The sequence below is a fragment of the Kitasatospora sp. NPDC023120 genome (assembly GCF_055560835.1).
On the sequence record NZ_JBVHHY010000008.1, the window covers coordinates 212,206 to 235,066 of the forward strand.

The 22,861-nt window shown below is 71.9% G+C and carries 22 protein-coding genes and 5 tRNA genes; 18 read left to right on the top strand and 9 right to left on the bottom strand.

Going from position 1 to position 22,861, the window contains the following annotated elements; all coding sequences use genetic code 11:
- Nucleotides 1-17 precede the first annotated feature (17 nt).
- From ACZ3TI_RS14300 to ACZ3TI_RS14315, 4 genes are all read right to left on the bottom strand, one after another.
- Entirely contained in the window at nucleotides 18-596 is a 579-nt protein-coding gene (locus tag ACZ3TI_RS14300; protein ID WP_465726495.1) for a GTP-binding protein, read from the bottom strand.
- A complete protein-coding gene (locus ACZ3TI_RS14305) occupies nucleotides 577-1,002 on the bottom strand; it encodes a DUF742 domain-containing protein (RefSeq protein WP_465726496.1) in 426 nt (141 codons plus the stop codon). The genes ACZ3TI_RS14300 and ACZ3TI_RS14305 overlap by 20 nt, the downstream gene beginning before the upstream one ends.
- A gap of 164 nt (nucleotides 1,003-1,166) precedes the next feature.
- A complete protein-coding gene (locus ACZ3TI_RS14310; protein WP_030291361.1) occupies nucleotides 1,167-1,580 on the bottom strand; it encodes a roadblock/LC7 domain-containing protein in 414 nt (137 codons plus the stop codon).
- A gap of 10 nt (nucleotides 1,581-1,590) precedes the next feature.
- Nucleotides 1,591-5,256, bottom strand: coding sequence for a nitrate- and nitrite sensing domain-containing protein (locus ACZ3TI_RS14315; RefSeq protein WP_465726497.1), 3,666 nt, complete (start codon nucleotides 5,254-5,256; stop codon nucleotides 1,591-1,593).
- Nucleotides 5,257-5,846: 590 nt separating this feature from the next.
- On the opposite strand from ACZ3TI_RS14315, the gene ACZ3TI_RS14320 reads away from it, so the two are divergent.
- The 8 genes from ACZ3TI_RS14320 to ACZ3TI_RS14355 all read left to right on the top strand — a co-directional run bounded on the left by ACZ3TI_RS14320 (nucleotide 5,847) and on the right by ACZ3TI_RS14355 (nucleotide 9,402).
- Nucleotides 5,847-6,113: a hypothetical protein gene (locus ACZ3TI_RS14320; protein WP_465726498.1), complete on the top strand. Its 267-nt coding sequence runs from the start codon at nucleotides 5,847-5,849 to the stop codon at nucleotides 6,111-6,113.
- A 243-nt stretch (nucleotides 6,114-6,356) separates the two neighbouring features.
- On the top strand, nucleotides 6,357-7,157 hold the full coding sequence (locus ACZ3TI_RS14325) for a fumarylacetoacetate hydrolase family protein (RefSeq protein WP_465726499.1): 801 nt from the start codon (nucleotides 6,357-6,359) through the stop codon (nucleotides 7,155-7,157).
- Complete coding sequence (gene gltX, locus ACZ3TI_RS14330) at nucleotides 7,150-8,649, top strand: glutamate--tRNA ligase (RefSeq protein WP_465726500.1); 1,500 nt, start codon at nucleotides 7,150-7,152, stop codon at nucleotides 8,647-8,649. Before ACZ3TI_RS14325 ends, gltX begins: the two co-directional genes overlap by 8 nt.
- Before the next feature lie 239 nt (nucleotides 8,650-8,888).
- A tRNA-Gln gene (locus ACZ3TI_RS14335) sits at nucleotides 8,889-8,960 on the top strand.
- Between the two features lie 46 nt (nucleotides 8,961-9,006).
- Nucleotides 9,007-9,079: transfer RNA gene (locus ACZ3TI_RS14340), tRNA-Glu, on the top strand.
- A gap of 27 nt (nucleotides 9,080-9,106) precedes the next feature.
- Nucleotides 9,107-9,179, top strand: a tRNA-Glu gene (locus tag ACZ3TI_RS14345).
- Between the two features lie 26 nt (nucleotides 9,180-9,205).
- Nucleotides 9,206-9,278 (top strand) — tRNA-Glu (locus tag ACZ3TI_RS14350).
- Between the two features lie 49 nt (nucleotides 9,279-9,327).
- Nucleotides 9,328-9,402 (top strand) — tRNA-Gln (locus ACZ3TI_RS14355).
- 170 nt (nucleotides 9,403-9,572) lie between these two features.
- Here ACZ3TI_RS14355 and ACZ3TI_RS14360 read toward each other — a convergent pair.
- A complete protein-coding gene (locus ACZ3TI_RS14360) occupies nucleotides 9,573-10,286 on the bottom strand; it encodes an IclR family transcriptional regulator (protein ID WP_030246527.1) in 714 nt (237 codons plus the stop codon).
- Nucleotides 10,287-10,518: 232 nt separating this feature from the next.
- Between ACZ3TI_RS14360 and leuC the strand changes: the two genes are divergently transcribed.
- From leuC to ACZ3TI_RS14380, 4 genes are all read left to right on the top strand, one after another.
- Nucleotides 10,519-11,958 (top strand): 3-isopropylmalate dehydratase large subunit, encoded by a 1,440-nt coding sequence (gene leuC / locus ACZ3TI_RS14365; protein ID WP_465726501.1) that lies wholly within the window; start codon nucleotides 10,519-10,521, stop codon nucleotides 11,956-11,958.
- 3 nt (nucleotides 11,959-11,961) lie between these two features.
- Nucleotides 11,962-12,558: a 3-isopropylmalate dehydratase small subunit gene (gene leuD / locus ACZ3TI_RS14370; RefSeq protein ID WP_350524622.1), complete on the top strand. Its 597-nt coding sequence runs from the start codon at nucleotides 11,962-11,964 to the stop codon at nucleotides 12,556-12,558.
- A gap of 182 nt (nucleotides 12,559-12,740) precedes the next feature.
- Nucleotides 12,741-13,088, top strand: a complete 348-nt coding sequence (locus ACZ3TI_RS14375) for an SCO5555 family protein (protein ID WP_380658828.1) — start codon at nucleotides 12,741-12,743, stop codon at nucleotides 13,086-13,088.
- A 133-nt stretch (nucleotides 13,089-13,221) separates the two neighbouring features.
- Complete coding sequence (locus ACZ3TI_RS14380) at nucleotides 13,222-13,962, top strand: HU family DNA-binding protein (protein WP_465726502.1); 741 nt, start codon at nucleotides 13,222-13,224, stop codon at nucleotides 13,960-13,962.
- Nucleotides 13,963-14,194: 232 nt separating this feature from the next.
- Here the strand turns inward: ACZ3TI_RS14380 and ACZ3TI_RS14385 are convergent, their stop codons facing one another.
- Complete coding sequence (locus ACZ3TI_RS14385) at nucleotides 14,195-14,416, bottom strand: hypothetical protein (protein WP_465726503.1); 222 nt, start codon at nucleotides 14,414-14,416, stop codon at nucleotides 14,195-14,197.
- Nucleotides 14,417-14,553: 137 nt separating this feature from the next.
- A complete protein-coding gene (cofC, locus tag ACZ3TI_RS14390) occupies nucleotides 14,554-15,237 on the bottom strand; it encodes a 2-phospho-L-lactate guanylyltransferase (RefSeq protein ID WP_465726504.1) in 684 nt (227 codons plus the stop codon).
- 231 nt (nucleotides 15,238-15,468) lie between these two features.
- On the opposite strand from cofC, the gene ACZ3TI_RS14395 reads away from it, so the two are divergent.
- From ACZ3TI_RS14395 to ACZ3TI_RS14405, 3 genes are all read left to right on the top strand, one after another.
- Nucleotides 15,469-16,299 carry a lysophospholipid acyltransferase family protein gene (locus tag ACZ3TI_RS14395; protein ID WP_465726505.1) on the top strand — a complete coding sequence of 277 codons (831 nt, stop codon included), beginning with the start codon at nucleotides 15,469-15,471 and terminating at the stop codon, nucleotides 16,297-16,299.
- Nucleotides 16,296-17,300 carry an NAD(P)H-dependent glycerol-3-phosphate dehydrogenase gene (locus tag ACZ3TI_RS14400; protein ID WP_350634180.1) on the top strand — a complete coding sequence of 335 codons (1,005 nt, stop codon included), beginning with the start codon at nucleotides 16,296-16,298 and terminating at the stop codon, nucleotides 17,298-17,300. Before ACZ3TI_RS14395 ends, ACZ3TI_RS14400 begins: the two co-directional genes overlap by 4 nt.
- Before the next feature lie 117 nt (nucleotides 17,301-17,417).
- Nucleotides 17,418-18,563 carry a D-alanine--D-alanine ligase family protein gene (locus ACZ3TI_RS14405; protein WP_465726506.1) on the top strand — a complete coding sequence of 382 codons (1,146 nt, stop codon included), beginning with the start codon at nucleotides 17,418-17,420 and terminating at the stop codon, nucleotides 18,561-18,563.
- A 69-nt stretch (nucleotides 18,564-18,632) separates the two neighbouring features.
- Here ACZ3TI_RS14405 and ACZ3TI_RS14410 read toward each other — a convergent pair whose 3' ends face one another.
- Together ACZ3TI_RS14410 and ACZ3TI_RS14415 are read right to left on the bottom strand one after the other, a co-directional pair.
- Nucleotides 18,633-19,151: a DUF3515 family protein gene (locus tag ACZ3TI_RS14410; RefSeq protein ID WP_465726507.1), complete on the bottom strand. Its 519-nt coding sequence runs from the start codon at nucleotides 19,149-19,151 to the stop codon at nucleotides 18,633-18,635.
- A gap of 35 nt (nucleotides 19,152-19,186) precedes the next feature.
- Nucleotides 19,187-19,420, bottom strand: coding sequence for an Lrp/AsnC family transcriptional regulator (locus tag ACZ3TI_RS14415; protein ID WP_465726508.1), 234 nt, complete (start codon nucleotides 19,418-19,420; stop codon nucleotides 19,187-19,189).
- 224 nt (nucleotides 19,421-19,644) lie between these two features.
- Between ACZ3TI_RS14415 and ACZ3TI_RS14420 the strand changes: the two genes are divergently transcribed.
- The 3 genes from ACZ3TI_RS14420 (at nucleotide 19,645) to thiD (ending at nucleotide 22,716) form a co-directional block, all read left to right on the top strand.
- Nucleotides 19,645-20,610 (top strand): thiamine-phosphate kinase, encoded by a 966-nt coding sequence (locus tag ACZ3TI_RS14420; RefSeq protein ID WP_350634183.1) that lies wholly within the window; start codon nucleotides 19,645-19,647, stop codon nucleotides 20,608-20,610.
- Between the two features lie 195 nt (nucleotides 20,611-20,805).
- Nucleotides 20,806-21,831, top strand: a complete 1,026-nt coding sequence (locus tag ACZ3TI_RS14425) for a 6-phosphofructokinase (RefSeq protein WP_465726509.1) — start codon at nucleotides 20,806-20,808, stop codon at nucleotides 21,829-21,831.
- A gap of 24 nt (nucleotides 21,832-21,855) precedes the next feature.
- Nucleotides 21,856-22,716: a bifunctional hydroxymethylpyrimidine kinase/phosphomethylpyrimidine kinase gene (gene thiD / locus ACZ3TI_RS14430; RefSeq protein ID WP_465726510.1), complete on the top strand. Its 861-nt coding sequence runs from the start codon at nucleotides 21,856-21,858 to the stop codon at nucleotides 22,714-22,716.
- Nucleotides 22,717-22,861: the final 145 nt, after the last annotated feature.

The window sequence follows — 22,861 nt, forward strand, 5'->3', positions numbered from 1 at the left end:
CGCTCGTTCGCCGGTTCTCAGCGGAGTCGGGCGAGGAGGGCGTGTTCGACGAGGGTGATGAGGGCGCTCTTGGCGCTGTCGCGGCGGCGGGCGTCGAGGGTGACGACGGGGGTGTCGGCGCCGAGCTGGAGTGCCTCGCGGACTTCGTCGGGGGTGTGGGGCTGGTGTCCGTCGAAGCCGTTGAGGGCGACGACGAACGGCAGTCCGCTGTTCTCGAAGTAGTCGAGGGCCGGGAAGCAGTCGGCGAGGCGTCGGGTGTCGACGAGGACGACGGCTCCGATGGCGCCGCGGACGAGGTCGTCCCACATGAACCAGAAGCGGTCCTGTCCGGGGGTGCCGAAGAGGTAGAGGATGAGGTCTTCGTCGAGGGTGATGCGGCCGAAGTCCATGGCGACGGTGGTGGTCGTCTTGCCGGAGACGTGGCTGATGTCGTCGATGCCGGCGGAGGCCGAGGTCATGACGGCTTCGGTGCGCAGGGGGTTGATCTCGGAGACGGCGCCGACGAGCGTGGTCTTGCCGACACCGAAGCCGCCCGCCACGACGATCTTGGCCGACGTCGTGGCGCGGGCGGGTCCGTTAGAGCTTGCGAAGTCCACTGAGGACCCTTTCGAGCAGCGTGACATCGGGCGTTCCGCCCGACTCGCCCGCGGCGGCGGGCTGGTGGATGGCGACGAGACCGGCTTCGGCGAGGTCGGCGACGAGGATGCGGGCGACCCCGAGCGGCACACCGGCCAGTGCGGAGATCTCCGCGATGGACTTGACCTCACGGCAGAGGTTGACGATCCGGGAGTGCTCGGGCAGCAGCCCGCCGGTGCGCTCGGCGGAGCCGGTGGTGGAGATCAGGGCCTCGATGGCGAGCTGGTACCGGGGACGGGTCCGGCCGCCGGTCATCGCGTACGGGCGGACCAGCGGCTGCTGCTCGTAGCCGTCGGACTGCTGCCCGCCGTAGCCGCTGCCGTACCCGTTGCCGTACGGGCCGGCGGGTGTCGAGGGCGGGGTCATGGGTCCTCCTTGTGCTGCAGCCTTGAGCAGCCGGTTCCAGCTGGAGCGGGTGCCAGCTGAGGCGGATCAGCTGCCTGAGGGTAGCTGAGGGTGAGACGCCGGGTCCGGTCGGGTCGGACCCGGCGGGGAGGTGGGACGGGTGGGTGGATCCTCGCGGGCTCCGGTCAGTGCAGGAGACTGCCCTGGAGTTCCGCGCGGAGTGCGGGGGTGAGGACGGCGCCGGCGCGGTCGACGAGCAGGGCCATCTCGTAGCCGACGAGGCCGATGTCGGAGTCGGGTGCGGCCAGGACGGCGAGGGCGGAGCCGTCGCTGATGGCCATGAGGAACAGGAAGCCCCGTTCCATCTCGACGACGGTCTGGTTGACCTCGCCGCCCTCGAAGATCCGGCTGGCGCCGGAGGTGAGGGAGGTGAGGCCGGAGGCGACGGCGGCGAGCTGGTCGGCGCGGTCCCGGGGGAAGCCCTCGGACATGCACAGCAGGAGGCCGTCCGCTGAGACCACCACGGTGTGGGACACCCCGGGGGTGTTGTCCACGAAATTGGTGATCAGCCAGTTCAGGTTCTGTGCGGCCTGGCTCATCTGATTCAACTCAACGCTCCTGGTGATCTGCGCCGTTGCCGTCGCTCCGGCCACCGAAACTATCGAATCCGGGCTGCTGGGCACCATGCTGGAAGCCCGGCTGGTTGCCGGATTGTTCGGCTCCCGCCCGGCGGCCCTGCTGGATGCCGCGGCGCAGGTTGGTCAGTCGGCCGCGGACCTCCTCGGGGGCCCGGGACACCTGCGGACCGGTCAGCGGCGAGGCCTCGGCGGTGCCGGAGACCAGGTTCGCCTGCGGGGTCCGCCGGGGCAGGCCCGACATGGTGACGCCGTTGGTCGAGGGCTCGCGGACCTGCTCGGCGCGGCGCCAGCGCTCGTCGTTCGCGGACGGGCGCCAGGGCGCCTCGCCGACGCCCGGCTGCTGCTGCTGCGGGGCCTGCTGGGCCTGGCCCTGCTCCCGGAACTCCGGAGCGGTGGTGCCGGGCCGGCGCGGCTGGTACCCCGGCCGAGCCTGCCGCTGCTGGGCCTCGCCCTGCGGGTACCAGGGCTGCTGCTGGTCGACGGGCTGCTGGCCGGCGACCGCGGACGGGCCGGTCGGCAGCGCCATCGGCTCCTGGTACGGCAGCTGCTGCGGCTGCTGCGGGGCCTGCTCCTGGCGCACCGGCTCCGGACGGGCCGGGTTCGGCACGTCCGGCAGCACCGGCTCGACCAGGCCGAGGCCCAGCGGGTCACGCGGGTCGATCTGGCTGGCCTCGAAGCGCGGGCGGGCGAACTGCTGGGTGCTCTCCACCGGCGCCGGCTCGGCCGACGGCAGCGGCTGGGGCTGCTGCGGGGCCTGCTGCTGCGGCAGCTGCGGCTGGCGGTCGCGCTGCGGCGCGTCCGGGCCGGGACGCTGCGGACGGCGCTGACCCTGCGGGGTGGGACGGCCGGGGGCACCCGGACCGCCCTGGCCGGCGGGGGCACCCGGGCCGCCCGGGCCCTGACGGCCGGGGGCGCGCTGCGGCAGACCGCCCTGCGGACGGTTGCCCGGACGGGCACCCTGCTGCGGAGCACCGGGACCGCCGGGACGGCCGTGCTGGGGCTGCTCGCCGGTCCGGGGGCCCGGACCGCCGTCGAACTCGCCGCCGGGACGCGGCCGCTCCTGGCCGGGCTGCGGCTGACCGGGCTGCTGCGGGGCCTGCTGGCGGGGGCCGCGGCGGGGCAGGCCGTTCGGGCCGGCCTGCGGCGGGCCCTGACGGCCCGGGGCGCGCTGCGGCAGGCCGCCCTGCGGCGACTGCTGCTGCGGGGCCTGCTGGCCCGGCTGCGGCTGCGGCTGCGGCTGCGGCTGCGCGGGCTTGCGACCCTGGCCCTGCTTGGCCTGCTGGCCCGGCGAAACCGGGTTCTCCTGCAGCGACTTGCCGCGCTGGCGGGTCGGCAGACCGTCCGCGCGGCCGCCGGGCGCACCCGGACCGGCCTGCGGGCCCGGTCCGGCCGGACCACCCTGGCCGAGCTGCGGGCGGCCGCCCTGCGGGGCACCGCCGGCCGGGGCCTGGCCGAGCGCGGCCGGACCGCCCTGGCGGCCGGGCGCCATCTGGCGCTGCTGACGCGGCGTCGGGGCGACCCCGCGCTGCTGCTTGGCCTGCGCGGAACCGGCCCGGCCGGGGCCGCGGCGCTCGCCGGAGTTGGTGACGTCCACCGGGAGCATGACCAGCGCGGTGGTGCCACCGGAGTCGCTGGGACGCAGCTGGATGCGGATGCCGTGTCGCAGCGACAGGCGACCGACCACGAAGAGGCCCATGCGGCGGGAGACCGAGACGTCCACCGTCGGCGGGTTGGCGAGGCGCTCGTTGATCTCGGAGAGGTCGTCGGGGCTCAGACCGATGCCGGTGTCGTGGATCTCGACCAGCACGCGGCCGTCCGGCAGCGCGTGGCCGGTGACCCGGACGCGGGTCTGCGGGCTGGAGAACGAGGTGGCGTTCTCGAGCAGCTCGGCGAGCAGGTGGACGAGGTCGTTGACGACGCGGCCGGCGACCTCGGCCGACGGCACGGCGGCGAGCTCGATGCGCTCGTACTGCTCCACCTCGGAGGCGGCGGCGCGGAGCACGTCGACCAGCGGGACGGGCCTGGTCCAGCGGCGGCCCGGGTCCTCACCGGCGAGGACGAGGAGGTTTTCGCCGTTGCGGCGCATACGGGTCGCGAGGTGGTCCAGCTTGAAGAGGTTGGCCAGCTGGTCCGGGTCCGCCTCGCGGCTCTCCAGCTCGGAGATGAGCGACAGCTGGCGCTGGATGAGGCCCTGGCTGCGGCGCGAGAGGTTGGTGAACATCGCGTTGATGTTGCCGCGGAGGAGGGCCTGCTCGGCGGCGAGGCGGACGGCCTCGCTGTGCACCATGTCGAAGGCGTGCGCCACGTGGCCGATCTCGTCGGCGGAGTCGACGGCGACCGGTTCGACCGTGGTGTCGACGTCGTGCGGGTCGCTCTCGGAGAGGGTCTTGACCAGCTCGGGCAGACGGCGCTCGGCGACGTCCTCGGCCGCGGCCTGCAGACGGGTCAGCGAGCGCACCATCGAGCGGGCGATCAGACCGGCGCCACCGAGGGCGACGAGCAGCACCAGGGCGACCGCGACACCGATGATCAGCGCGTCGGTGTCGGCCTGGGACTGCAGGTCCTGGGCCTTGCCGTCGAGGTTCTCGATGAGCTTGGACTCGATCCGGCGCTCGGCGGAGATCTTGGCGCTGGACTTCTCGTACCAGTCCTTGTAGGTGACCGGCTCGGTCTGGCGGATACCACCCTGGACGAGGACGGTCTGGGCGTAGCGGTCGGCGTCGGCGACGACGCCGTTGTAGCTCAGCTGGCTGCGCAGGTTGTCCAGGTCGTGCGCGGTGTAGATGTTGTTGAAGCTGTCGACCGCGTTGGTGAACGACACGCGCAGGCGGATACCGAAGGACTCGTCGCTCAGGCTGAGGTCGGGGCCCTTGGGGTTGGCGAGCGCGGCGCTGATCAGGGCCCGCTGCTGCGAGGTCGCGTTCTTGGCGAGCGAGAACTGCTGCAGCGCGCGGGTGGAGAGGACCAGGTCCTTGTTGTTCGAGGCGAGCGCGATGTCCTGGGTGATGGACAGCAGGTCGCGGATGATCACGTCGTAGGCGGTGATCGTCGACTGGATGTTCTGGTTGTTCTGGTACGGCAGGCTGCGGGTGTCCGCGATCGAGTTCAGGTCCTTGCGGATCTGCAGCAGCAGCGCCTTACCGCCGGACAGTTCGAGGTTGTCGAACCTGTCGGAGGACGCGGAGAAGGTGCGGCTGAGATCGTCGGTGGCCTTGCGGGCGGCGACGATGTCGTCGTCCAGCGGGGCGTTCGGCTTGTCCGTGATCGGGCCCGCGCTGATGTCGCGCTCGGTCTGCAGCGCGTCCGCGAGGTTGGTCGCCTTCTTGGCCAGGTCGGACAGGTTGGCCATCTGGGCGAGTTGCTGCGAGTTCTCCATCGAGCTCTGGATGCGCAGGCCACCGAGGACCAGCGAGACCAGGACGGGGAGGGCGAGCAGGGCGATCAGTCGGGTACGGATGCGCCAGTTGCGCATCGCGAGCCGGTTGATACCGGTGGCCCGGCGTCGGGTCAGCGAGGTCCGGAGCTTGCCCCGGGCGGACTTCCTGTCCTGTCCGTCCGCCTCCGGACGGCCGACGGCCTCGGGCGTCATCGGCTCGGCCGGGCCGCCGGGCGCCGCCGCCTGCTGGGGGGCTGCCACAGGCTCGCGAGACTCCGGGTTACCCGCGGCGCCCCTACCCCTTTTGAAACGTCCCTGCACTGGCGTCGCAACCTCTGGACCGGGCGTCCCGCCGCGTCGCCACGGCCTGGACGGTGTCGAGTTTCCTTCGCTCCCCGGCCGGTCCGGGAGAGCGGGTCACCGGGGTGGACCACTCCCTACCCACGGTCCGTCGCATTCCAGCACAGCCGGGGAATCCCAACAAGGGCCGCAGGAACCCGGCGCCCGGCGCTACCGACCGCTTGCGGGATCTCACTGACTGTGCGGTAACCGGACCGGAATACCGCATTTTTCGGACACTCGCCGGATACATGCCAACCGGACCGTAGATCGAAAAGAGTCGCAGACCTTCCGGAATGCCCGATACCGGCCGAATGTCGGGAAATTCCGATCCGGCGATATGTCGGATATCTGCGTTTTGCTCAGCATTTTGTGAGCAAAGTCACAGACTAATGTGTAGCTTTGGTCACGGTCTCTGTGGAAAGAGATCTCGTAATGTGGGCTGTCTCCGGAGCACGGCCCCGATCAGCCTGCCCAGAACCCCTCCGAATCATTCGGAACCACTCAGGCCGGTGCCGATCCGCGCGGATCCGCCCGGCCGCGACCACGAGGTGCTCTCGATGTCCCAGGCGAAGAAGGCCACCAAGTCCACGCTGTCCTGCCGCTCCACGGCGAACCCGCGCCGGACGACGCTGGCCTCGGTCGAGGACTTCAGCAAGATCCCGGGCGCCCGCAAGCCCGAGGACGTCGTGACCTACGGCACCGAGCTGCCGGCCGTCACCGCCAACCCGCGGCGCACCCAGCTGATGGTCGCCCCGGTCGTCGTCGTGGCGGACTGAACCCAGCGCGCACGGCAGAGGGCGCCGTCGTCACCCGGTGACGACGGCGCCCTCTGCCGTGCTCTGGAGTCCCACCCGCGCGGTTTCCGCCCCAACCGCGCTGAACAGGGGCAAAGCGGTCAGTCGAGGCCTCACGCGATAGCCTGGAGGCCGATTGACGGGGTCGCGCCCACCCTTGGGCGAGGCGCCCACCAGCGCCCGGGCGCGCCCCGGGCGGCCGACGAAGCGAGGGGTAGCCCAGCCGTGCGCATTGCCAGGTTTTCCGTCCGGGAAGGGAGCCCTGCCGCCGGCAGCGTCTCCTTCGGCGTGGTGGAGGGCGACCCTTCCCAGCCCGACTCGCTGGTCGTCCACGCGCTGGCCGGCCACCCGTTCGGCCAGCCCCAGCCCACCGGCGAGAGCTACCGCTTCCAGGACGTCCGGCTGCTCAGCCCGATGCTCCCGAACAAGATCGTGGCGGTCGGCCGCAACTACGCGGCGCACGCGCAGGAGCTGGGCCACGAGGTCCCGGACGTCCCGCTGACCTTCTTCAAGCCGTCCACCGCGGTGATCGGTCCGACCGAGAACATCGCGTACCCGCCGTTCTCCTCGGACGTCCACCACGAGGCCGAACTGGCCGTGGTGATCGGCCGGATGTGCCGCGAGGTGCCGCTGGAGCGGGTGCCCGAGGTGATCCTCGGCTACACCTGCGCCAACGACGTCACCGCCCGGGACGTCCAGCAGCGCGAGGGCCAGTGGGCCCGGGCCAAGGGCTTCGACACCTCCTGCCCGCTGGGTCCGTGGATCGAGACCGACCTGGACCCGAGCGACCTCGCCGTCACCTGCACGGTCAACGGCGAGCTCCGCCAGACCGGCCGCACCTCCCTGATGGTCCGCTCGGTCGCCGAGCTGATCGTCCACATCTCCGAGGCCATGACGCTGCTGCCCGGCGACGTCATCCTCACCGGCACGCCCGCAGGGGTGGGCCCCCTCAACGTCGGCGACGAGGTCGCCGTCTCCATCGAAGGCATCGGCACTCTCACCAACAAGGTGATCAAGCGTGGCTAACACTGACCCGGCCGTCCGGGTTCGCTTCTGTCCCTCCCCGACCGGCAACCCCCACGTGGGCCTGGTCCGCACCGCCCTCTTCAACTGGGCCTTCGCCCGCCACAACGGCGGCACGCTGGTCTTCCGGATCGAGGACACCGACTCCGCCCGCGACTCCGAGGAGTCGTACAACCAGCTGCTCGACGCCATGCGCTGGCTCGGCTTCGACTGGGACGAGGGCCCGGAGGTCGGCGGCCCGCACGAGCCGTACCGCCAGTCGCAGCGGATGGACATCTACGCGGACGTCGCCCGCCGCCTGCACGAGGCCGGCCACGCCTACCACTGCTACTGCAGCACCGAGGAGCTGGACGCCCGCCGCGAGGCCGCCCGCGCGGCCGGCAAGCCCTCCGGCTACGACGGCCACTGCCGCGAGCTGACCGACGACCAGGTCGCCGTCTACAAGCTGGAGAAGCGCGAGCCGATCCTGCGCTTCCGGATGCCCGACAAGACGATCTCCTTCGACGACCTGGTGCGCGGCACGCTCACCTTCGAGCCGGAGAACGTGCCGGACTACGGCATCGTCCGGGCCAACGGCGCCCCGCTGTACACCTTGGTCAACCCGGTGGACGACGCGCTGATGGGCATCACCCACGTGCTGCGCGGCGAGGACCTGCTGTCCTCCACCCCGCGGCAGGTCGCGCTGTACGCCGCGCTCGCCGAGATCGGCGTCGGCAACGGCACCACCCCGCGCTTCGGCCACCTGCCGTACGTGATGGGCGAGGGCAACAAGAAGCTCTCCAAGCGCGACCCGCAGTCCTCGCTCAACCTGTACCGCGAGCGCGGCTTCATCCCCGAGGGCCTGCTCAACTACCTGTCCCTGCTGGGCTGGTCGCTGGCCGAGGACCGCGACATCTTCGGCATCGACGAGATGGTCGCCGCCTTCGACATCGCCAAGGTGAACGCCAACCCGGCCCGCTTCGACCTGAAGAAGTGCGAGGCGATCAACGCCGAGCACGTCCGCAAGCTGGCCCCGGAGGACTTCGCCGGGCGGCTGGTGCCGTTCCTGCAGACCGCGGGGCTGCTGCCGGCCGAGCCGACCGCCGAGCAGCTGGACGTGCTCGCCAAGGTCGCGCCGCTCACCCAGGAGCGGATGGTCGTGCTGAGCGAGATCGTCAACATGGCCGGCTTCCTGTTCGTGGCGCCGGAGAAGTTCGCCGTCGACCCGGACGACGCCGCCAAGGTGCTGACCGCGGACGCCCGCCCGGTGCTGGAGGCCAGCATCAAGGCCCTGGAGGAGCTCCCGGACTTCACCCCGGAGCCGATCCAGGCCGCGCTGCGCGAGGCGCTGGTGGACGGGCTGGGCATCAAGCCCAAGTTCGCCTTCACGCCGCTGCGGGTGGCCGTCACCGGCCGCCGGGTCTCGCCGCCGCTGTTCGAGTCCATGGAGCTGCTGGGGCGCCCCGAGACGCTGCGCCGACTGCGCTCCGCCCTGGACGCCCTGCCCGCCGCCTGAACGGGCCGCTGAGCAGGCCGCGGGCCCGGCTCCGTGCCGGGCCCGCGGCGTACCCGGAGGCCGTCCGCCGGCCTCCCGGCCGCTGCCTGGGGTTATCGATTTTGGAGCCAGGGCCGACGTCGGGTAATGTTCTTTCTGCGCCGCCCGGGAGGGAACGGACGAGGGAGCGAAAGCCCCCCGGCCGGGACCGAACGAGAGGCGCAACGCCTGAGAAGATCCCGACGAGGGTTCAACTCTGGTGGGGTATGGTGTAATTGGCAGCACGAGTGATTCTGGTTCATTTAGTCTAGGTTCGAGTCCTGGTACCCCAGCGCAGTACTGCAGTAACCGCAGTACCGCAGTACAAATGAAGATCAAGCCCCCGTTGTGTAGCGGCCTAGCACGCTGCCCTCTCACGGCAGTAGCGCCGGTTCGAATCCGGTCGGGGGTACTGATCCCGCAAGGGATCACCTGGAAAGCCCCCGTTGTGTAGCGGCCTAGCACGCTGCCCTCTCACGGCAGTAGCGCCGGTTCGAATCCGGTCGGGGGTACTGATCCCGCAAGGGATCGCCAGGAAGCCCCCGTTGTGTAGCGGCCTAGCACGCTGCCCTCTCACGGCAGTAGCGCCGGTTCGAATCCGGTCGGGGGTACTTCAGAGCAGGAAGCCGATGGGCTCGCCCATCGGCCCTTGCTTTGTGTTGGGGTATGGTGTAATTGGCAGCACGAGTGATTCTGGTTCATTTAGTCTAGGTTCGAGTCCTGGTACCCCAGCCAGTAACGGAAGGCCCCGGTTCCCGGGGTCTTTTTGCTTTCCCCGGGAAATTCGTCGAAGGGCCCCGCTCGATTCGGAGCGGGGCCCTTTCGGCTGTCGGTGGGGGAAGTGCGGTGGGAGACATCGGTGGGGTGGGTGGGAGATTTCCCGGGGGAGCCGGGGCGCAGCCGGGTCAGCTGCGGCGGAGGGCCTCGGTGAGCCGGTTCGCGGCCTCGATGATGGCCTGGGCGTGCAGGCGGCCGGGGTGGCGGGTCAGGCGCTCGATCGGGCCGGACACCGACACTGCGGCCACCACCCGGTTGGAGGGGCCGCGGACGGGTGCGGAGACGGACGCGACGCCCGGCTCGCGCTCGCCGATGGACTGGGCCCAGCCGCGCCGCCGGACGCCGCTCAGCGCGGTGGCGGTGAACCGGGCGCCCTGCAGTCCGCGGTGGAGCCGCTCCGGCTCCTCCCAGGCCAGCAGGACCTGGGCGGCCGAGCCGGCCTTCATCGGCAGGGTGCTGCCGACCGGGACGGTGTCCCGCAGGCCGGAGAGCCGCTCGGCGGCGGCTACGCAGATCCGCATCTCGCCCTGGCGGCGGTAGAGCTGTGCGCTCTCGCCGGTGACGTCGCGCAGGTGGGTCAGGACCGGGCCCGCGGTGGCGAGCAGCCGGTCCTCGCCCGCCGCGGCGGAGAGTTCGGACAGGCGGGGGCCGAGGATGAAGCGCCCCTGCATGTCCCTGGTGACCAGACGGTGGTGTTCGAGTGCGACGGCGAGTCTGTGGGCCGTGGGGCGCGCCAGACCGGTGGCGGCGACCAGCCCCGCCAACGTGGCGGGGCCCGACTCCAGTGCGCTCAGCACCAGAGCGGCCTTGTCGAGAACGCCGACGCCACTAGTGTTGTCCATGCTCTAAGACTGCAGTCTCATTCCGCGAGACGCAAGTTCAATCTTCCGGGAAAAGCGCCACTCTGGATGCAGCAGCCCGGGAGACATCCAGGATGGGGCCTCGTCCGAGTGTCCGCATCGTGGACAGCGATCCGGCGTGCAGGTCGCGCGAACGCGCTCCGCACTGGGCGGCGCACGCTTTGACCTCGACGACACGAGAAGGCCGGCAACGCGGCCGGCTGGAGGGAATCCGATGGGACGGACACTCGCAGAGAAGGTCTGGGACGACCACGTCGTGCGACGTGCGGAGGGCGAGCCCGACCTCCTGTTCATCGACCTGCACCTGCTCCACGAGGTCACCAGCCCGCAGGCCTTCGACGGGCTGCGCCTGGCGGGCCGCACGGTCCGCCGTACCGATCTGACGATCGCCACCGAGGACCACAACACCCCCACCCTGGACATCGACAAGCCGATCGCCGACCCGGTGTCCAAGGTGCAGCTGGAGACCCTGCGCCGGAACGCCGCCGAGTTCGGCGTCCGGATCCACTCGCTCGGCGACGTCGAGCAGGGCGTCGTGCACGTCGTCGGCCCGCAGCTCGGCCTGACCCAGCCCGGCATGACCGTGGTCTGCGGCGACTCCCACACCTCCACCCACGGCGCCTTCGGCGCCCTGGCGTTCGGCATCGGCACCAGCCAGGTCGAGCACGTGCTGGCCACCCAGACCCTGCCGCTGGCGCCGTTCAAGACCATGGCGATCACCGTCGAGGGCGAACTGCCCGAGGGCGTCACCGCCAAGGACCTGATCCTGGCCGTCATCGCCAGGATCGGCACCGGCGGCGGCCAGGGCTACGTCCTGGAGTACCGCGGTTCGGCGATCCGGAGCCTGTCCATGGAGGCCCGGATGACCATCTGCAACATGTCGATCGAGGCCGGCGCCCGGGCCGGCATGATCGCCCCGGACGAGACCACCTTCGCGTACCTCGAGGGCCGCCCGCACGCCCCGCAGGGCGAGGACTGGGACGCGGCCGTCGCGTACTGGAAGACCCTGGGCACCGACGAGGACGCGGTCTTCGACCACGAGATCTTCATCGACGCGAGCGAGCTGAGCCCGTTCGTCACCTGGGGCACCAACCCCGGCCAGGGCGCCCCGCTGGGCTCGAACGTGCCGGACCCGGCCTCCTTCGCCGACCCGCAGGAGCGCCTGGCCGCCGAGAACGCCCTGAAGTACATGGGACTGGAGGCCGGCACCCCGCTGCGCGAGGTGAAGGTCGACGCCGTCTTCGTCGGCTCCTGCACCAACGGCCGAATCGAGGACCTGCGGGCCGCCGCCGCCCTGCTGGAGGGCCGGCGGATCGCCGACGGGCTGAGGATGCTGGTGGTTCCCGGCTCCGTCCGGGTCGCCCTGCAGGCCGTCGAGGAAGGCCTGGACAAGGTGTTCACCGCCGCCGGTGCCGAATGGCGCCACGCGGGCTGCTCGATGTGCCTGGGCATGAACCCGGACCAGCTGGCCCCGGGCGAGCGCTGCGCCTCCACCTCGAACCGCAACTTCGAGGGCCGGCAGGGCAAGGGCGGCCGCACCCACCTGGTCTCCCCGCAGGTCGCCGCCGCGACCGCCCTGCTGGGCCGCCTCGCCGCCCCGTCCGACCTGACCGCCGAAGCCCTCTCTTCGACCCAGCACAGCGTGGAGGCCTGAGCCATGGAGAAGTTCACCACCCACACCGGCCGGGCCGTCCCGCTGCGCCGCAGCAACGTGGACACCGACCAGATCATCCCGGCCCACTGGCTCAAGAAGGTCACCCGATCCGGCTTCGAGGACGGGCTGTTCGAAGCCTGGCGCAAGGACGAGTCGTTCATCCTCAACCGGCCCGAGCGGCAGGGCGCCACGGTCCTGGTGGCCGGCCCCGAGTTCGGCACTGGCTCCTCCCGCGAGCACGCCGTCTGGGCGCTGCAGAACTACGGCTTCCACGCGGTCATCTCCTCGCGCTTCGCCGACATCTTCCGGGGCAACTCCCTGAAGAACGGCCTGCTGACGGTCGTCCTGCCGCAGGAGACCGTGGAACGGCTCTGGGCGCTCACCGAGAGTGACCCTTCGGCCGAGATCACCGTTGACCTGGAGGCGCGCGAAGTGCGGGCCGAGGGCGTCACGGCGGCCTTCGAACTGGACGACAACGTCCGTTGGCGGCTGCTCAACGGCCTGGACGACATCAGCATCACGCTGCAGAACGAGGCCGACATCGCGGCCTTCGAGGCGACCCGCCCGGCGTTCAAGCCCCGTACTCTGCCGGTCGCCTGAGTTCCCTTCAGAACAAGCATTCTGACGATCCACCGGATGGCCCGCGCTCCCCTCGGGGGGGCCGGGCCATCCGTCGTTCCGGAGCACGAGTTAGCGCCGCGGCCCGCCCCGGATTGCCCATTTGGCTTTGCGGAAGAGGGCCCCGCGCAAGTACAACTGCGGGTAGATGGCACAATCAGTACATGCACCGGCACCATGAACCTCCGTACGCGGGCGGCGAACCCGCGGCTGAGGACTCCATGGGCCGGCCATCCGAACGCCGAATTGACGATCGGCCGGACGTCACCTCCGCGCCAGCTGAGGGGCCGGACGACCAGGAAGTCGCAGCGCTCTACGCGCTCGTGGCCGAGCGGTTGAAGCAAGCTCACGCCCGCGTGCATGCGCTGAACGTGTCTGCCGATGCAAAGACCGCTCTCACCCGTCAACTCCTCATCGTCACCGAGACCGCCAAGCGCGATCTTCCGGAGGCGGCAAGGCGGTTGAGTCGCTTTGTACATGACCTCGACGAGGGGCGCCCGCCGCTCGGCTGAGGTCGCCGACGCGCAAATCCATTGCGACACTAGGGTGATTCGCGCGTTTGGTAATTGAAAGTCCGCAGATACATACCTAACGTGCGAAAAGAACGGATGGAATCATCCGGCGCCCGTTTCCGAAGGGGAAGACGTGAACAAGGCTCAGCTTGTCGAAGCGGTGGCCGAGCAGCTGGGCGGTCGCAAGGCTGCCGCAGAGGCCGTCGACGCAGTGCTCGACACCATGGTCCGTGCCGTCGTGGCCGGCGACCGGGTTTCGGTCACCGGTTTCGGCACCTTCGAGAAGGTGGAGCGCTCCGCGCGCTTCGCCCGCAACCCGCAGACCGGCGAGCGCGTCAAGGTCAAGAAGACCTCGGTGCCCCGCTTCCGCCCGGGCCAGGGCTTCAAGGACCTGGTCAGCGGCAGCAAGAAGCTGCCGAAGGAAGGCCCCTCGGTGAAGAAGGCCCCCAAGGGCTCCCTCACCCCGGGCAAGAGCGGTGTCGCCGCCACCCCGGCCGCCAAGCGCGCCGCCACCAAGCGTGCCGCCACCGCCGCTGCCGCCGCCGCTCCGGCCACCAAGAAGGCCGCCGCCAAGAAGACGGCCACCACCGCCGCCGCCAAGAAGACCACGGCCACCGCCGCGAAGAAGGCGACCGCCACCGCCAAGAAGACCGCGGCGAAGACCACCGCCGCGAAGACCACGGCCGCCGCCAAGAAGACCACGGCTGCCGCGACCAAGAAGACGGCCGCCGCCAAGAAGGCGACCACCACCGCCGCCGCCAAGAAGACCACGGCCACCGCCGCGAAGAAGGCGACCGCCACCGCCAAGAAGACGGCTCCGGCGAAGAAGACCGCCACCCGCAAGACCACCGCGCGCAAGACCACCGCCAAGTAAGTCCCGCGCGACCGTCCTCGGACGGCCTTCGGCCAAGAGCCGCGGCGCCCCTCCCGCGAATTCGCGGAGACCGGTCGCCGCGGCTCTTCCGATTTCCGGGCGCTTAGTCAGGATTCGACGGTGTGACTCGCCCACTCGCCTTCCGATCGAGGCCTCGGGGCGGGGCACCGGATGGTCGGTGGTCGGAGGATCCCGGGGCAGGCGCCCTCGGCGGGGTCAGCCGTCGGCGGGGTCAGCCGTCGGCGGGGTCCGGGAAGGTCTGCAGCGTCACGAAGACCACCCGGCGGGCCTCGCCGGTGCCCTCGGTGCGGATCCGCACCCGCTGGCCGGGCCGCAGCAGCCGCAGGCCGCCGGCGTCGAAGGCGGCCGCATCGAACGGCACCGGGGTCCCGTCGTCGAGCAGCACGGAGCCGGCCCGGGTGGCGGGGTCGAAGGTGAACGCGGTGGCCTGCATGTCAGCAGCATAGCGAGCGGGCCGGTCCGAACCCGGGGCCAGGACCCGGGCCGTGGGTCGCTCGGTGCTCCGGACGGGCCGCAGGGCGGGATCGGTGCGGGTTGAGGTGCGGGTTGCGGGAAGGGCGCGGGGCGGGCTCAGGACAGGCTCAGGCGGGCGAACAGCGCGCTGGTGTGCGGGCCGAGGCCGAGCGCCGCGGCCTCGCCGAGGTCCGTACCGGTGTCGACGTCCCGTCGCACCGACTCCACGTCCGCGAGCCGCAGTTCGAGCGCACCGCCGGTCGCGTGCCGGGCCCGCGAGCCGTCCCCGAAGGCGGGGGAGAGCGGCCGGCCGGGCGTGCAGGCGAGCAGTGTGGTGCCGAGGCCGGGGGAGTCGGGCAGGAACGCCCGGCCGTCCGGCGGCACCGCGCCCAGCACCCGGGCGAGTTCGGCGGGGCGCAGGGCCGGCAGGTCCGCCGAGAGGGTGGCCAGCGGGGCCCGCGGGGCGAGTGCCAGGGCGGCCGACGCGCCGTGCGCCAGCGCCCGGTTGAGGCCGCCGCCGGGTTCGTCGGCGACCACCAGCGCGCCCAGCGCGGCAAGTCGGGCACCGGCCACGGCGTCCCGGGTGACCACCAGGACGCGGGCGACGCCCGGGGTGGCGAGCGCGGCCGTGACGGTGTCGAGCGCGAAGCTCAGCGCCAGGTCGGCCCGGTGCGCTCCGGCGTACGGGGCGAGTCTGCTCTTCGCCAGCGCGAGCGGCTTGAGCGGGAGCACCAGCGACCAGCCGGCGGTGGGTGCGGCGGGCGCGACGGGCCCGCTGGGGCGTACGGTGTCCTGGGTCATCGGCGTCATTGTGTCGCCGGTCCCGGAGCCCTCGCCAGGCCGTCCGAACTGTGCGGACGTGCGTTTGATCACGCCTGCCCGGCGCGTTGGCGCGGTCGCTCGACAGCCGGTGAGCGGGCGGGCGAGACTGTTCCGCGCCCGTGGCCCGGGCACCGACGGCACCGGTGCGCCGCACCGGGAGGCCATGACGGCGGCACTCCACGTGCCGCACTCGGATGAGAAGGAGCTGGGGTGGCCCGCCGCTCGTACGCCAAGTTCGGCAACGCCGACTACGGCATCTGGTACCGCTTCGCGGCCGTGCTGGTGAAGCCGGTGACGACCGCCCTGGTGAAGCCCGACTGGCGGGGTTGGGAGCACATTCCGAAAGAAGGCGGCTTCATCGCCGCGGTGAACCACAATTCGATCATCGACCCGGTGATCTACGCGCACTGGCAGTACAACAGTGGTCGCCCGCCGCGCATTCTCGGCAAGTCCTCGCTGTTCTCGATTCCCTTCATCGGATTCATGCTGCGCAAGACCGGCCAGATTCCGGTGTTCCGCGAGTCGACCGATGCCGCGCAGGCGTTCCGGGCCGCGATCGACGCCGTCAACAGCGGTCAGTGCGTGCAGTTCTACCCGGAGGGAACGCTCACCCGGGACCCGGACCTGTGGCCGATGACCGGCAAGAACGGCGTCGCCCGGGTCGCGCTGATGACCGGCGCGCCGGTCATCCCGGTCGCCCACTGGGGCGCGCACGAGATCATCCCGCCGTACGGCCGGCCCGGTTACGGGAAGGGCAAGTTCAACCTCTTCCCGCGCCACAAGGTGACGGTCGCGGCCGGTCCCGCGGTGGACCTGAGCAAGTACCGGGGCCAGGAGCTCACCGCCCAGGTGCTCGCGGACGCGACCGAGGACATCATGACGGCGATCACCGCCGTGCTGGCCGAGGTCCGCGGGGAGCAGCCGCCGGCCGAGCGCTACGACATGCGCAAGGCGGCCCGGGAGCGCGCCGCCGCGGCGCTGGCCGAGCGCCGGCGCGCCAAGGGCGAGCCGGGCAAGGGCGCCGAGGAGGCCGGCAAGTGACGCGCTGCGCCGTGATGGGGACCGGCTCCTGGGGCACCGCCTTCGCGATGGTGCTCGCCGACGCGGGCTGCGAGGTCGTGCTCTGGGCCCGCCGCCAGGAGCTGGTGGACGCCGTCAACTCCACGCACGAGAACCCGGACTACCTGCCGGGCGTCCGGCTGCCCGACACCGTGCGGGCCACCACGGACGCCGCCGAGGCGCTGGCCGGGGCCGACTTCGCCGTCCTGGTGGTGCCCTCGCAGACGCTGCGCGACAACCTGGCCGCCTGGACGCCGCTGATCGAGCCGCAGACCGTGCTGGTGAGCCTGATGAAGGGCATCGAACTCGGCACCGCCAAGCGGATGAGCGAGGTGATCGACGAGGTCACCAAGGTCGGTCCGGAGCGCGTCGCGGTGGTCAGCGGGCCCAACCTGGCCAAGGAGATCGCCAATCGGCAGCCCGCGGCCAGCGTCGTCGCCTGCACCGACGAGGCGGTCGCCAAGCGGCTCCAGGCGGCCTGCCACACGCCGTATTTCCGGCCGTACACCAACACCGACGTGGTGGGCTGCGAACTCGGCGGTGCGGTCAAGAACGTGATCGGCCTGGCGGTCGGCATGGCGGCCGGCATGGGCCTCGGCGACAACACCAAGGCGACGCTGATCACCCGCGGGCTGGCCGAGACCACCCGGCTCGGCGAGGTGCTGGGCGCCGACCCGCACACCTTCGCGGGGCTCGCAGGGATGGGCGACCTGGTCGCCACCTGCTCCTCGCCGCTGTCCCGCAACAACACCTTCGGCATGAACCTGGGCCGCGGCATGTCGCTCGCGGAGACCATCGCGGCCACCCGGCAGACCGCGGAAGGCGTGAAGTCCTGCGAGTCCGTGCTGGACCTGGCCCGGCGCAACGGCGTCGACATGCCGATCGTCGAGGCCGTGGTGGACGTGGTGCACAACGGGCGGCCGACCCAGGAGGCGCTGCAGACGCTGATGTCGCGCTCGGCGAAGGCGGAGCGGCGGCGCTGACGGCGTCGACGGCGCCGGGGTCCCTGGGGTCTCCGGGGGCGCCGACAGGGCGGGGGAGGCGGTCGCCGGGACGGTTGACGTGCCGGAAACACGTCGCACGGTAGTCTCAAACCCGATATGAGCATCGAACAGTCCTCCCCGAACCCGTCCGCCTCGAAGCCGCGCGTCGCGCTGGTCTTCGGCGGGCGCAGCTCCGAGCACGCCATCTCGGTCTCCACCGCGGGCAGTGTGCTCAGGGCGATCGACCGCGACAAGTACGACGTGCTGCCGATCGGCATCACGCACGAGGGCCGCTGGGCGCTGACCAGCGACGAGCCGGCCCGGATGGCCATCACCGACGGCAGGCTGCCGGACGTGGCACACGTCGCCGAGTCCGTCGACGCGCAGGTCGCGCTGCCGGTCGCCCCGGGCAACCGGGAGGTGCTGCTGAGCGAGCCGGGAAGCGCCCCCAAGGCCCTCGGCGACGTCGACGTGGTGTTCCCGCTGCTGCACGGCCCGTGGGGCGAGGACGGGACCCTGCAGGGCCTGCTGGAGCTCTCCGGCGTCCCGTACGTCGGCAACGGCGTGCTGGCCAGCGCGGTCGGCATGGACAAGGAGTTCGCGAAGCGGGTCCTGGCCTCGCACGGCCTGGGCGTCGGCCGCTACACCATCGTGCGGCCGCGCGACTGGGAGACCGAGACGGGCCGCGCGGCGGTGCGCGAGCGGGCCGCCGAGCTGGGCCTGCCGCTGTTCGTGAAGCCCTGCCGGGCCGGCTCCAGCATCGGCATCACCAAGGTGAAGGACCTGGCCGACCTCGACGCCGCGATCGAGGAGGCCCGTCGGCACGACCCCAAGCTGATCATCGAGGCGGGCGTCACCGGCCGCGAGATCGAGTGCGGCGTGCTGGAGTTCGAGGACGGCCCGCGGGCCAGCGTGGCCGGCGAGGTCCTGGTCGGCGAGGGCTACGACTTCTACGACTTCGAGGCCAAGTACATCGACTCCTCCGACGTGCAGATCCCGGCGAACCTCACCCCCGAGGAGCTCGCCGAGATCCAGCGCCAGGCGATCGAGGCCTTCGAGGCGCTCGGCTGCGAGGGCCTGGCCCGGGTCGACTTCTTCCTGCTGGAGGACGGCTCCTGGGTGATCAACGAGATCAACACCATGCCCGGCTTCACCCCGATCTCGGCCTACCCGAAGATGTGGGAGGCCAGCGGGGTCTCGTACCCGGAGCTGATCGACCGGCTGCTGCAGACGGCGCTGCGGCGCTCGACCGGGCTGCGCTAGCCGTCCCGTACGGCGGAGGGCGGGCCGGGAAGCTCCCGGCCCGCCCTCGGTACGTCGGCACCGCCCGGTTCAGCCGGGGATGTTGGCCTTGACCAGCGGGGTGAGCGCGGCGGCCGGGTCCAGCGGGCTGGAGTAGACGCCGGGCGGGGAGACCACCTCGACGTAGGCGGCGCGCATGGTCGCGACGAGGCGGTAGCTCCCGTCGTCCAGCTTCTGCGACCACCAGGTGAGGTCGTCGACGGTCGGCGACAGGTCCTTGGCGTGCGGCCCGTTCAGCTCCTCCGGCCGGTCGATGCCGCAGCGCATGACCGTCCGGGGCGAGCTGTCCCAGACGGCCACGTACGGCGAGGCGGGCGCCGGGTCCTTGCGGGCGTGCCCGAGCAGCTGCTGCGGCAGCGCGGCGGCCAGGGCCCTGCAGTAGTCGGCCGCCCTGCCGCTCGGCTCCGGGACCTCGATCGCGCGGTCGCCCGAGCCCCAGCTGCCGACCAGCACGACGACCGTGCAGGTCAGCGCGACGGGCAGGGCCAGCCAGCGGACCGGCGCCGGCAGGGCGGTCAGCGCCTTGGGGACGCGGGATTCTCTGGCCACCCGCCGATGGTAGCCGGGGCTACCGGGAGCCGGGTCTAGAGGTGGACGACGGGACAGGTGAGGGTGCGGGTGATGCCCTCGACCTTCTGGACCTGGGCCACCACCATGCGACCCAGGTCGTCCACCGTCTCGGCCTCGGCCTTGACGATCACGTCGTAGGGGCCGGTGACGTCCTCGGCGGTGAGCACGCCGGGGATCCCGGAGATCAACTCGGCCACCGCGGTGGCCTTTCCTACCTCGGTCTGGATCAGGATGTATGCCTGTACCACAAGGACCTCCCGGCGGCCGGTTACGGGGATCGCCGCCGTGATCGCCCGGTCAGGCGTCGGGGTGGGAACGGGCTCACCGGCAGGCTGATCACCACGCTACCGCGCAGCGGGCCGGGGAGGGGAGACTTCTGCACCCCCGAAGGGCGTACGCTGCGCGCGGGGGAGCGCGACGGGGACCGGAACGGATGGCAGCGCCATCCGGAAGAAAGGCGAGAGGACGGCAGATGCAGGGGACCGTGGGCGAGCTCGGCGAGTTCGGCCTCATCAGGGAGCTGACCGCCCGGGTACCGCTCACCGATGCGGTCGACCTCGGCCCGGGTGACGACGCCGCGGTGGTACGGGCTCCGGACGGCCGGGTGGTGGCGACCACCGACGTCCTGATCGAGAACCGGCACTTCCGCCGGGACTGGTCCACCGCCTACGACGTGGGACGCAAGGCCGCCGCCCAGAACCTCGCCGACGTGGCCGCGATGGGGGCGGTGCCGACCGCCATACTGCTCGGCCTGGTCGCCCCCGCCGACCTGCCGACCACCTGGGCGACCGAGCTGATGGACGGGCTGCGCGACGAGTGCCAGGTGGCCGGGGCGACGGTGGTCGGCGGCGACGTGGTGCGCGGTGACACCGTCACGCTGGCCATCACGGCGCTCGGTGACCTGCAGGGGCGGGCGGCGGTGACGCGCTCCGGTGCGCAGGTCGGCGACGTGGTCGCGGTGACCGGCTGGCTGGGCTGGTCGGCCGCCGGACTGACGGTGCTGCAGCGCGGATTCCGCTCCCCGCGCGCCTTCGTCGAGGCGCACCGCCGGCCCGAGCCGCCGTACCACGCGGGCCCGGCGGCAGCGGAGTTGGGCGCGACCTCGATGATCGACGTGAGCGACGGACTGGTCGCCGACCTCGGCCACGTGGCCCGGGCCAGCGAGGTGGACATCGACCTGAAGGCCGCCGACTTCGACGTCCCGGCGCAGATGGCGGACATCGGCCAGGCGGTCGGGGTGGACCCGCTGGTCTGGGTGCTCTCCGGCGGCGAGGACCACGCGATCGTGGCGACCTTCCCCCGCGGGGTCCAACTCCCGGCCCGCTGGCGGGTGGTGGGCGAGGTGACCGGCCGCCCGACGGGCAGCCGCAGCGGCCGCGTGACGGTGGACGGCGCCCCCTGGGACCGGGTCGGCGGCTGGGACCACTTCGCAGAATAGTAGGCCGCTGCCCGCCCGCTCGCGATTGCCCTACGGCGTACGGCTGATGGGCGCTGGACGCCGTTGCGGCGCGGGACGCCCGGGGTGTGCGGCGGACGGGCTTCGAGGGTGCGTTTTGCGTAGGCTTGCGGCATCCGAGCCCGCCCGCCCGTCCGGCGGGTGGGCCGAACCACTGCGAGCGGGAGCACACCTGACATGCGCATCGGTGTACTGACCAGCGGCGGCGACTGCCCCGGCCTCAACGCGGTGATCCGCTCGGTGGTGCACCGGGGCACGGACGTCCACGGCGACGAGATCGTCGGCATCGAGGACGGCTTCCTCGGGCTGATCGAGGGCCGCACCCGGACGGTCTCGCACGATGACGTCACCGGCCTGCTCACCCTGGGCGGCACCATCCTGGGCTCGGCCCGGGTGCGGCGCGACCGGATCGCCTGGGCGGTGGAGAACGCGAAGGAGCTGGCCCGGGAGATCGGCATCGACGCGCTGATCGCGATCGGCGGCGAGGGGACGCTGACCGCCGCCAGGCTGTTCAGCGAGGCCGGGCTGCCGGTGGTCGGGGTGCCGAAGACCATCGACAACGACATCGACGCCACCGACGTCACCTTCGGCTTCGACACCGCGGTGCACGTCGCGACCGAGGCGATCGACCGGCTGAAGACCACCGCCGAGTCCCACCAGCGCGTCATGGTGGTGGAGTTGATGGGGCGTCACACCGGCTGGATCACCCTCACCGCGGGCATGGCCGGCGGTGCGCACGGCATCCTGATCCCGGAGAAGCCCTTCGACATCGAGGCGGTGGCCCGGATGATCGAGGACCGCTTCGCACGCGGCAAGAAGTTCGCCATCATCGCCGTCGCCGAGGGCGCGTCCCCGCGGCCCGGCACCATGCGCTTCGACCACGGCGAGGTCGACCAGTACGGCCACCGGACCTTCGGCGGGATCGGCAACCGGCTCGCCCACGAGCTGGAGAACCTGCTCGGCAAGGAGGCCCGCCCGGTCATCCTCGGCCACGTCCAGCGCGGCGGCACCCCGACCGCCCGGGACCGGGTGCTCGCCACCCGCTTCGGCTGGCACGCGGTGGAGGCCGTCCACCAGGGCGCGTTCGGGCACTTCACCGCGCTGCGCCGGACCGGGATCGAGCTGCTGCCGATCAGTGACGCGGTGAGCCGGCTGAAGACGGTGCCGGAGGACCGCTGGACGGAGTCCGAAGCGGTGCTGTGATCCCGCGCGGGTAGGTTGGGTCCCATGGCCCTCCCGTCTCCCACCCCCGCCCCTGGCCGACGCGCTTCGCGCGGCACTTCCGATGCTCCTTCCCGCGTGGCCCCGCCCCGCGTGCTCACCGTCGCCGGCTCCGACTCCGGCGGCGGCGCCGGCATCCAGGCCGACCTGAAGGCGATGCTCGCCCTCGGCGTCCACGGCATGAGCGTGATCACCGCCGTCACCGCGCAGAACTCGCTCGGGGTCCAGGGCTACTGGGAGCTGCCCGCCGAAGCCGTCCGGGCGCAGTTCCGCAGCGTGGTCGACGACATCGGGGTGCAGGCGGTGAAGACCGGCATGCTCGCCTCGATCGAGCTGGTCGAAACCGTCGCGGAGCTGCTCGCCGGGGTGGACGCCCCGGTGGTGGTCGACCCGGTCGGCGTCTCCAAGCACGGGGACGCGCTGCTGGCCGCCGAGGCCGTCGCCACCGTCCGGGAGAAGCTGCTGCCGGTCGCCACCCTCGCCACCCCCAACCTGCACGAGGTGACGCAGCTCACCGGCCGCACCGTCGAGGACGAGGGGCAGATGCTGGACGCCGCCAGGGCGCTGCTCGACTTCGGGCCGCGCTGGGTGCTGGTCAAGGGCGGCCACCTGGAGGGCGAGGCAGCCGACCTGCTGTACGGCGGTCCGGGGGAGGTGCACTGGTACCGGGCGCCGCGCTACGACAACCGGCACACCCACGGCACCGGCTGCACCCTGGCCAGCTCGATCGCGGCCGGCCTGGCGAAGGGCGAGTCGCTGCCGGAGGCGGTGGGCTCGGCCAAGGAGTACATCACCGGCGCGATCGCCGGGGGCTTCGCGCTGGGCGCCGGGATCGGGCCGGTCGACCACGCCTGGCGCTGGCGCTGAGGAGCCGGCCCGACATGCCGGACGAAACACTGGTGGGCGGACCCCCGAAGGAGCCCGCCCACCAGTGGTGAGTCCGGAAAGCGGCGTAGCCGATCGTGAAAACAGCGAAGCCGGTCCATCCGGGGATGAACCGACTCACTGGAGG

Coding starts and splice junctions, on each gene's coding strand:
- ACZ3TI_RS14305 (WP_465726496.1), bottom strand. CDS start 1,002: ATGACCCCGCCCTCGACACCCGCCGGCCCGTACGGCAACGGGTACGGC.
- ACZ3TI_RS14310 (WP_030291361.1), bottom strand. CDS start 1,580: ATGAGCCAGGCCGCACAGAACCTGAACTGGCTGATCACCAATTTCGTG.
- ACZ3TI_RS14360 (WP_030246527.1), bottom strand. CDS start 10,286: ATGGACAACACTAGTGGCGTCGGCGTTCTCGACAAGGCCGCTCTGGTG.
- leuC (WP_465726501.1), top strand. CDS start 10,519: ATGGGACGGACACTCGCAGAGAAGGTCTGGGACGACCACGTCGTGCGA.
- leuD (WP_350524622.1), top strand. CDS start 11,962: ATGGAGAAGTTCACCACCCACACCGGCCGGGCCGTCCCGCTGCGCCGC.
- ACZ3TI_RS14375 (WP_380658828.1), top strand. CDS start 12,741: ATGCACCGGCACCATGAACCTCCGTACGCGGGCGGCGAACCCGCGGCT.
- ACZ3TI_RS14385 (WP_465726503.1), bottom strand. CDS start 14,416: ATGCAGGCCACCGCGTTCACCTTCGACCCCGCCACCCGGGCCGGCTCC.
- cofC (WP_465726504.1), bottom strand. CDS start 15,237: ATGACCCAGGACACCGTACGCCCCAGCGGGCCCGTCGCGCCCGCCGCA.
- ACZ3TI_RS14405 (WP_465726506.1), top strand. CDS start 17,418: ATGAGCATCGAACAGTCCTCCCCGAACCCGTCCGCCTCGAAGCCGCGC.
- ACZ3TI_RS14420 (WP_350634183.1), top strand. CDS start 19,645: ATGCAGGGGACCGTGGGCGAGCTCGGCGAGTTCGGCCTCATCAGGGAG.
- ACZ3TI_RS14425 (WP_465726509.1), top strand. CDS start 20,806: ATGCGCATCGGTGTACTGACCAGCGGCGGCGACTGCCCCGGCCTCAAC.
- thiD (WP_465726510.1), top strand. CDS start 21,856: ATGGCCCTCCCGTCTCCCACCCCCGCCCCTGGCCGACGCGCTTCGCGC.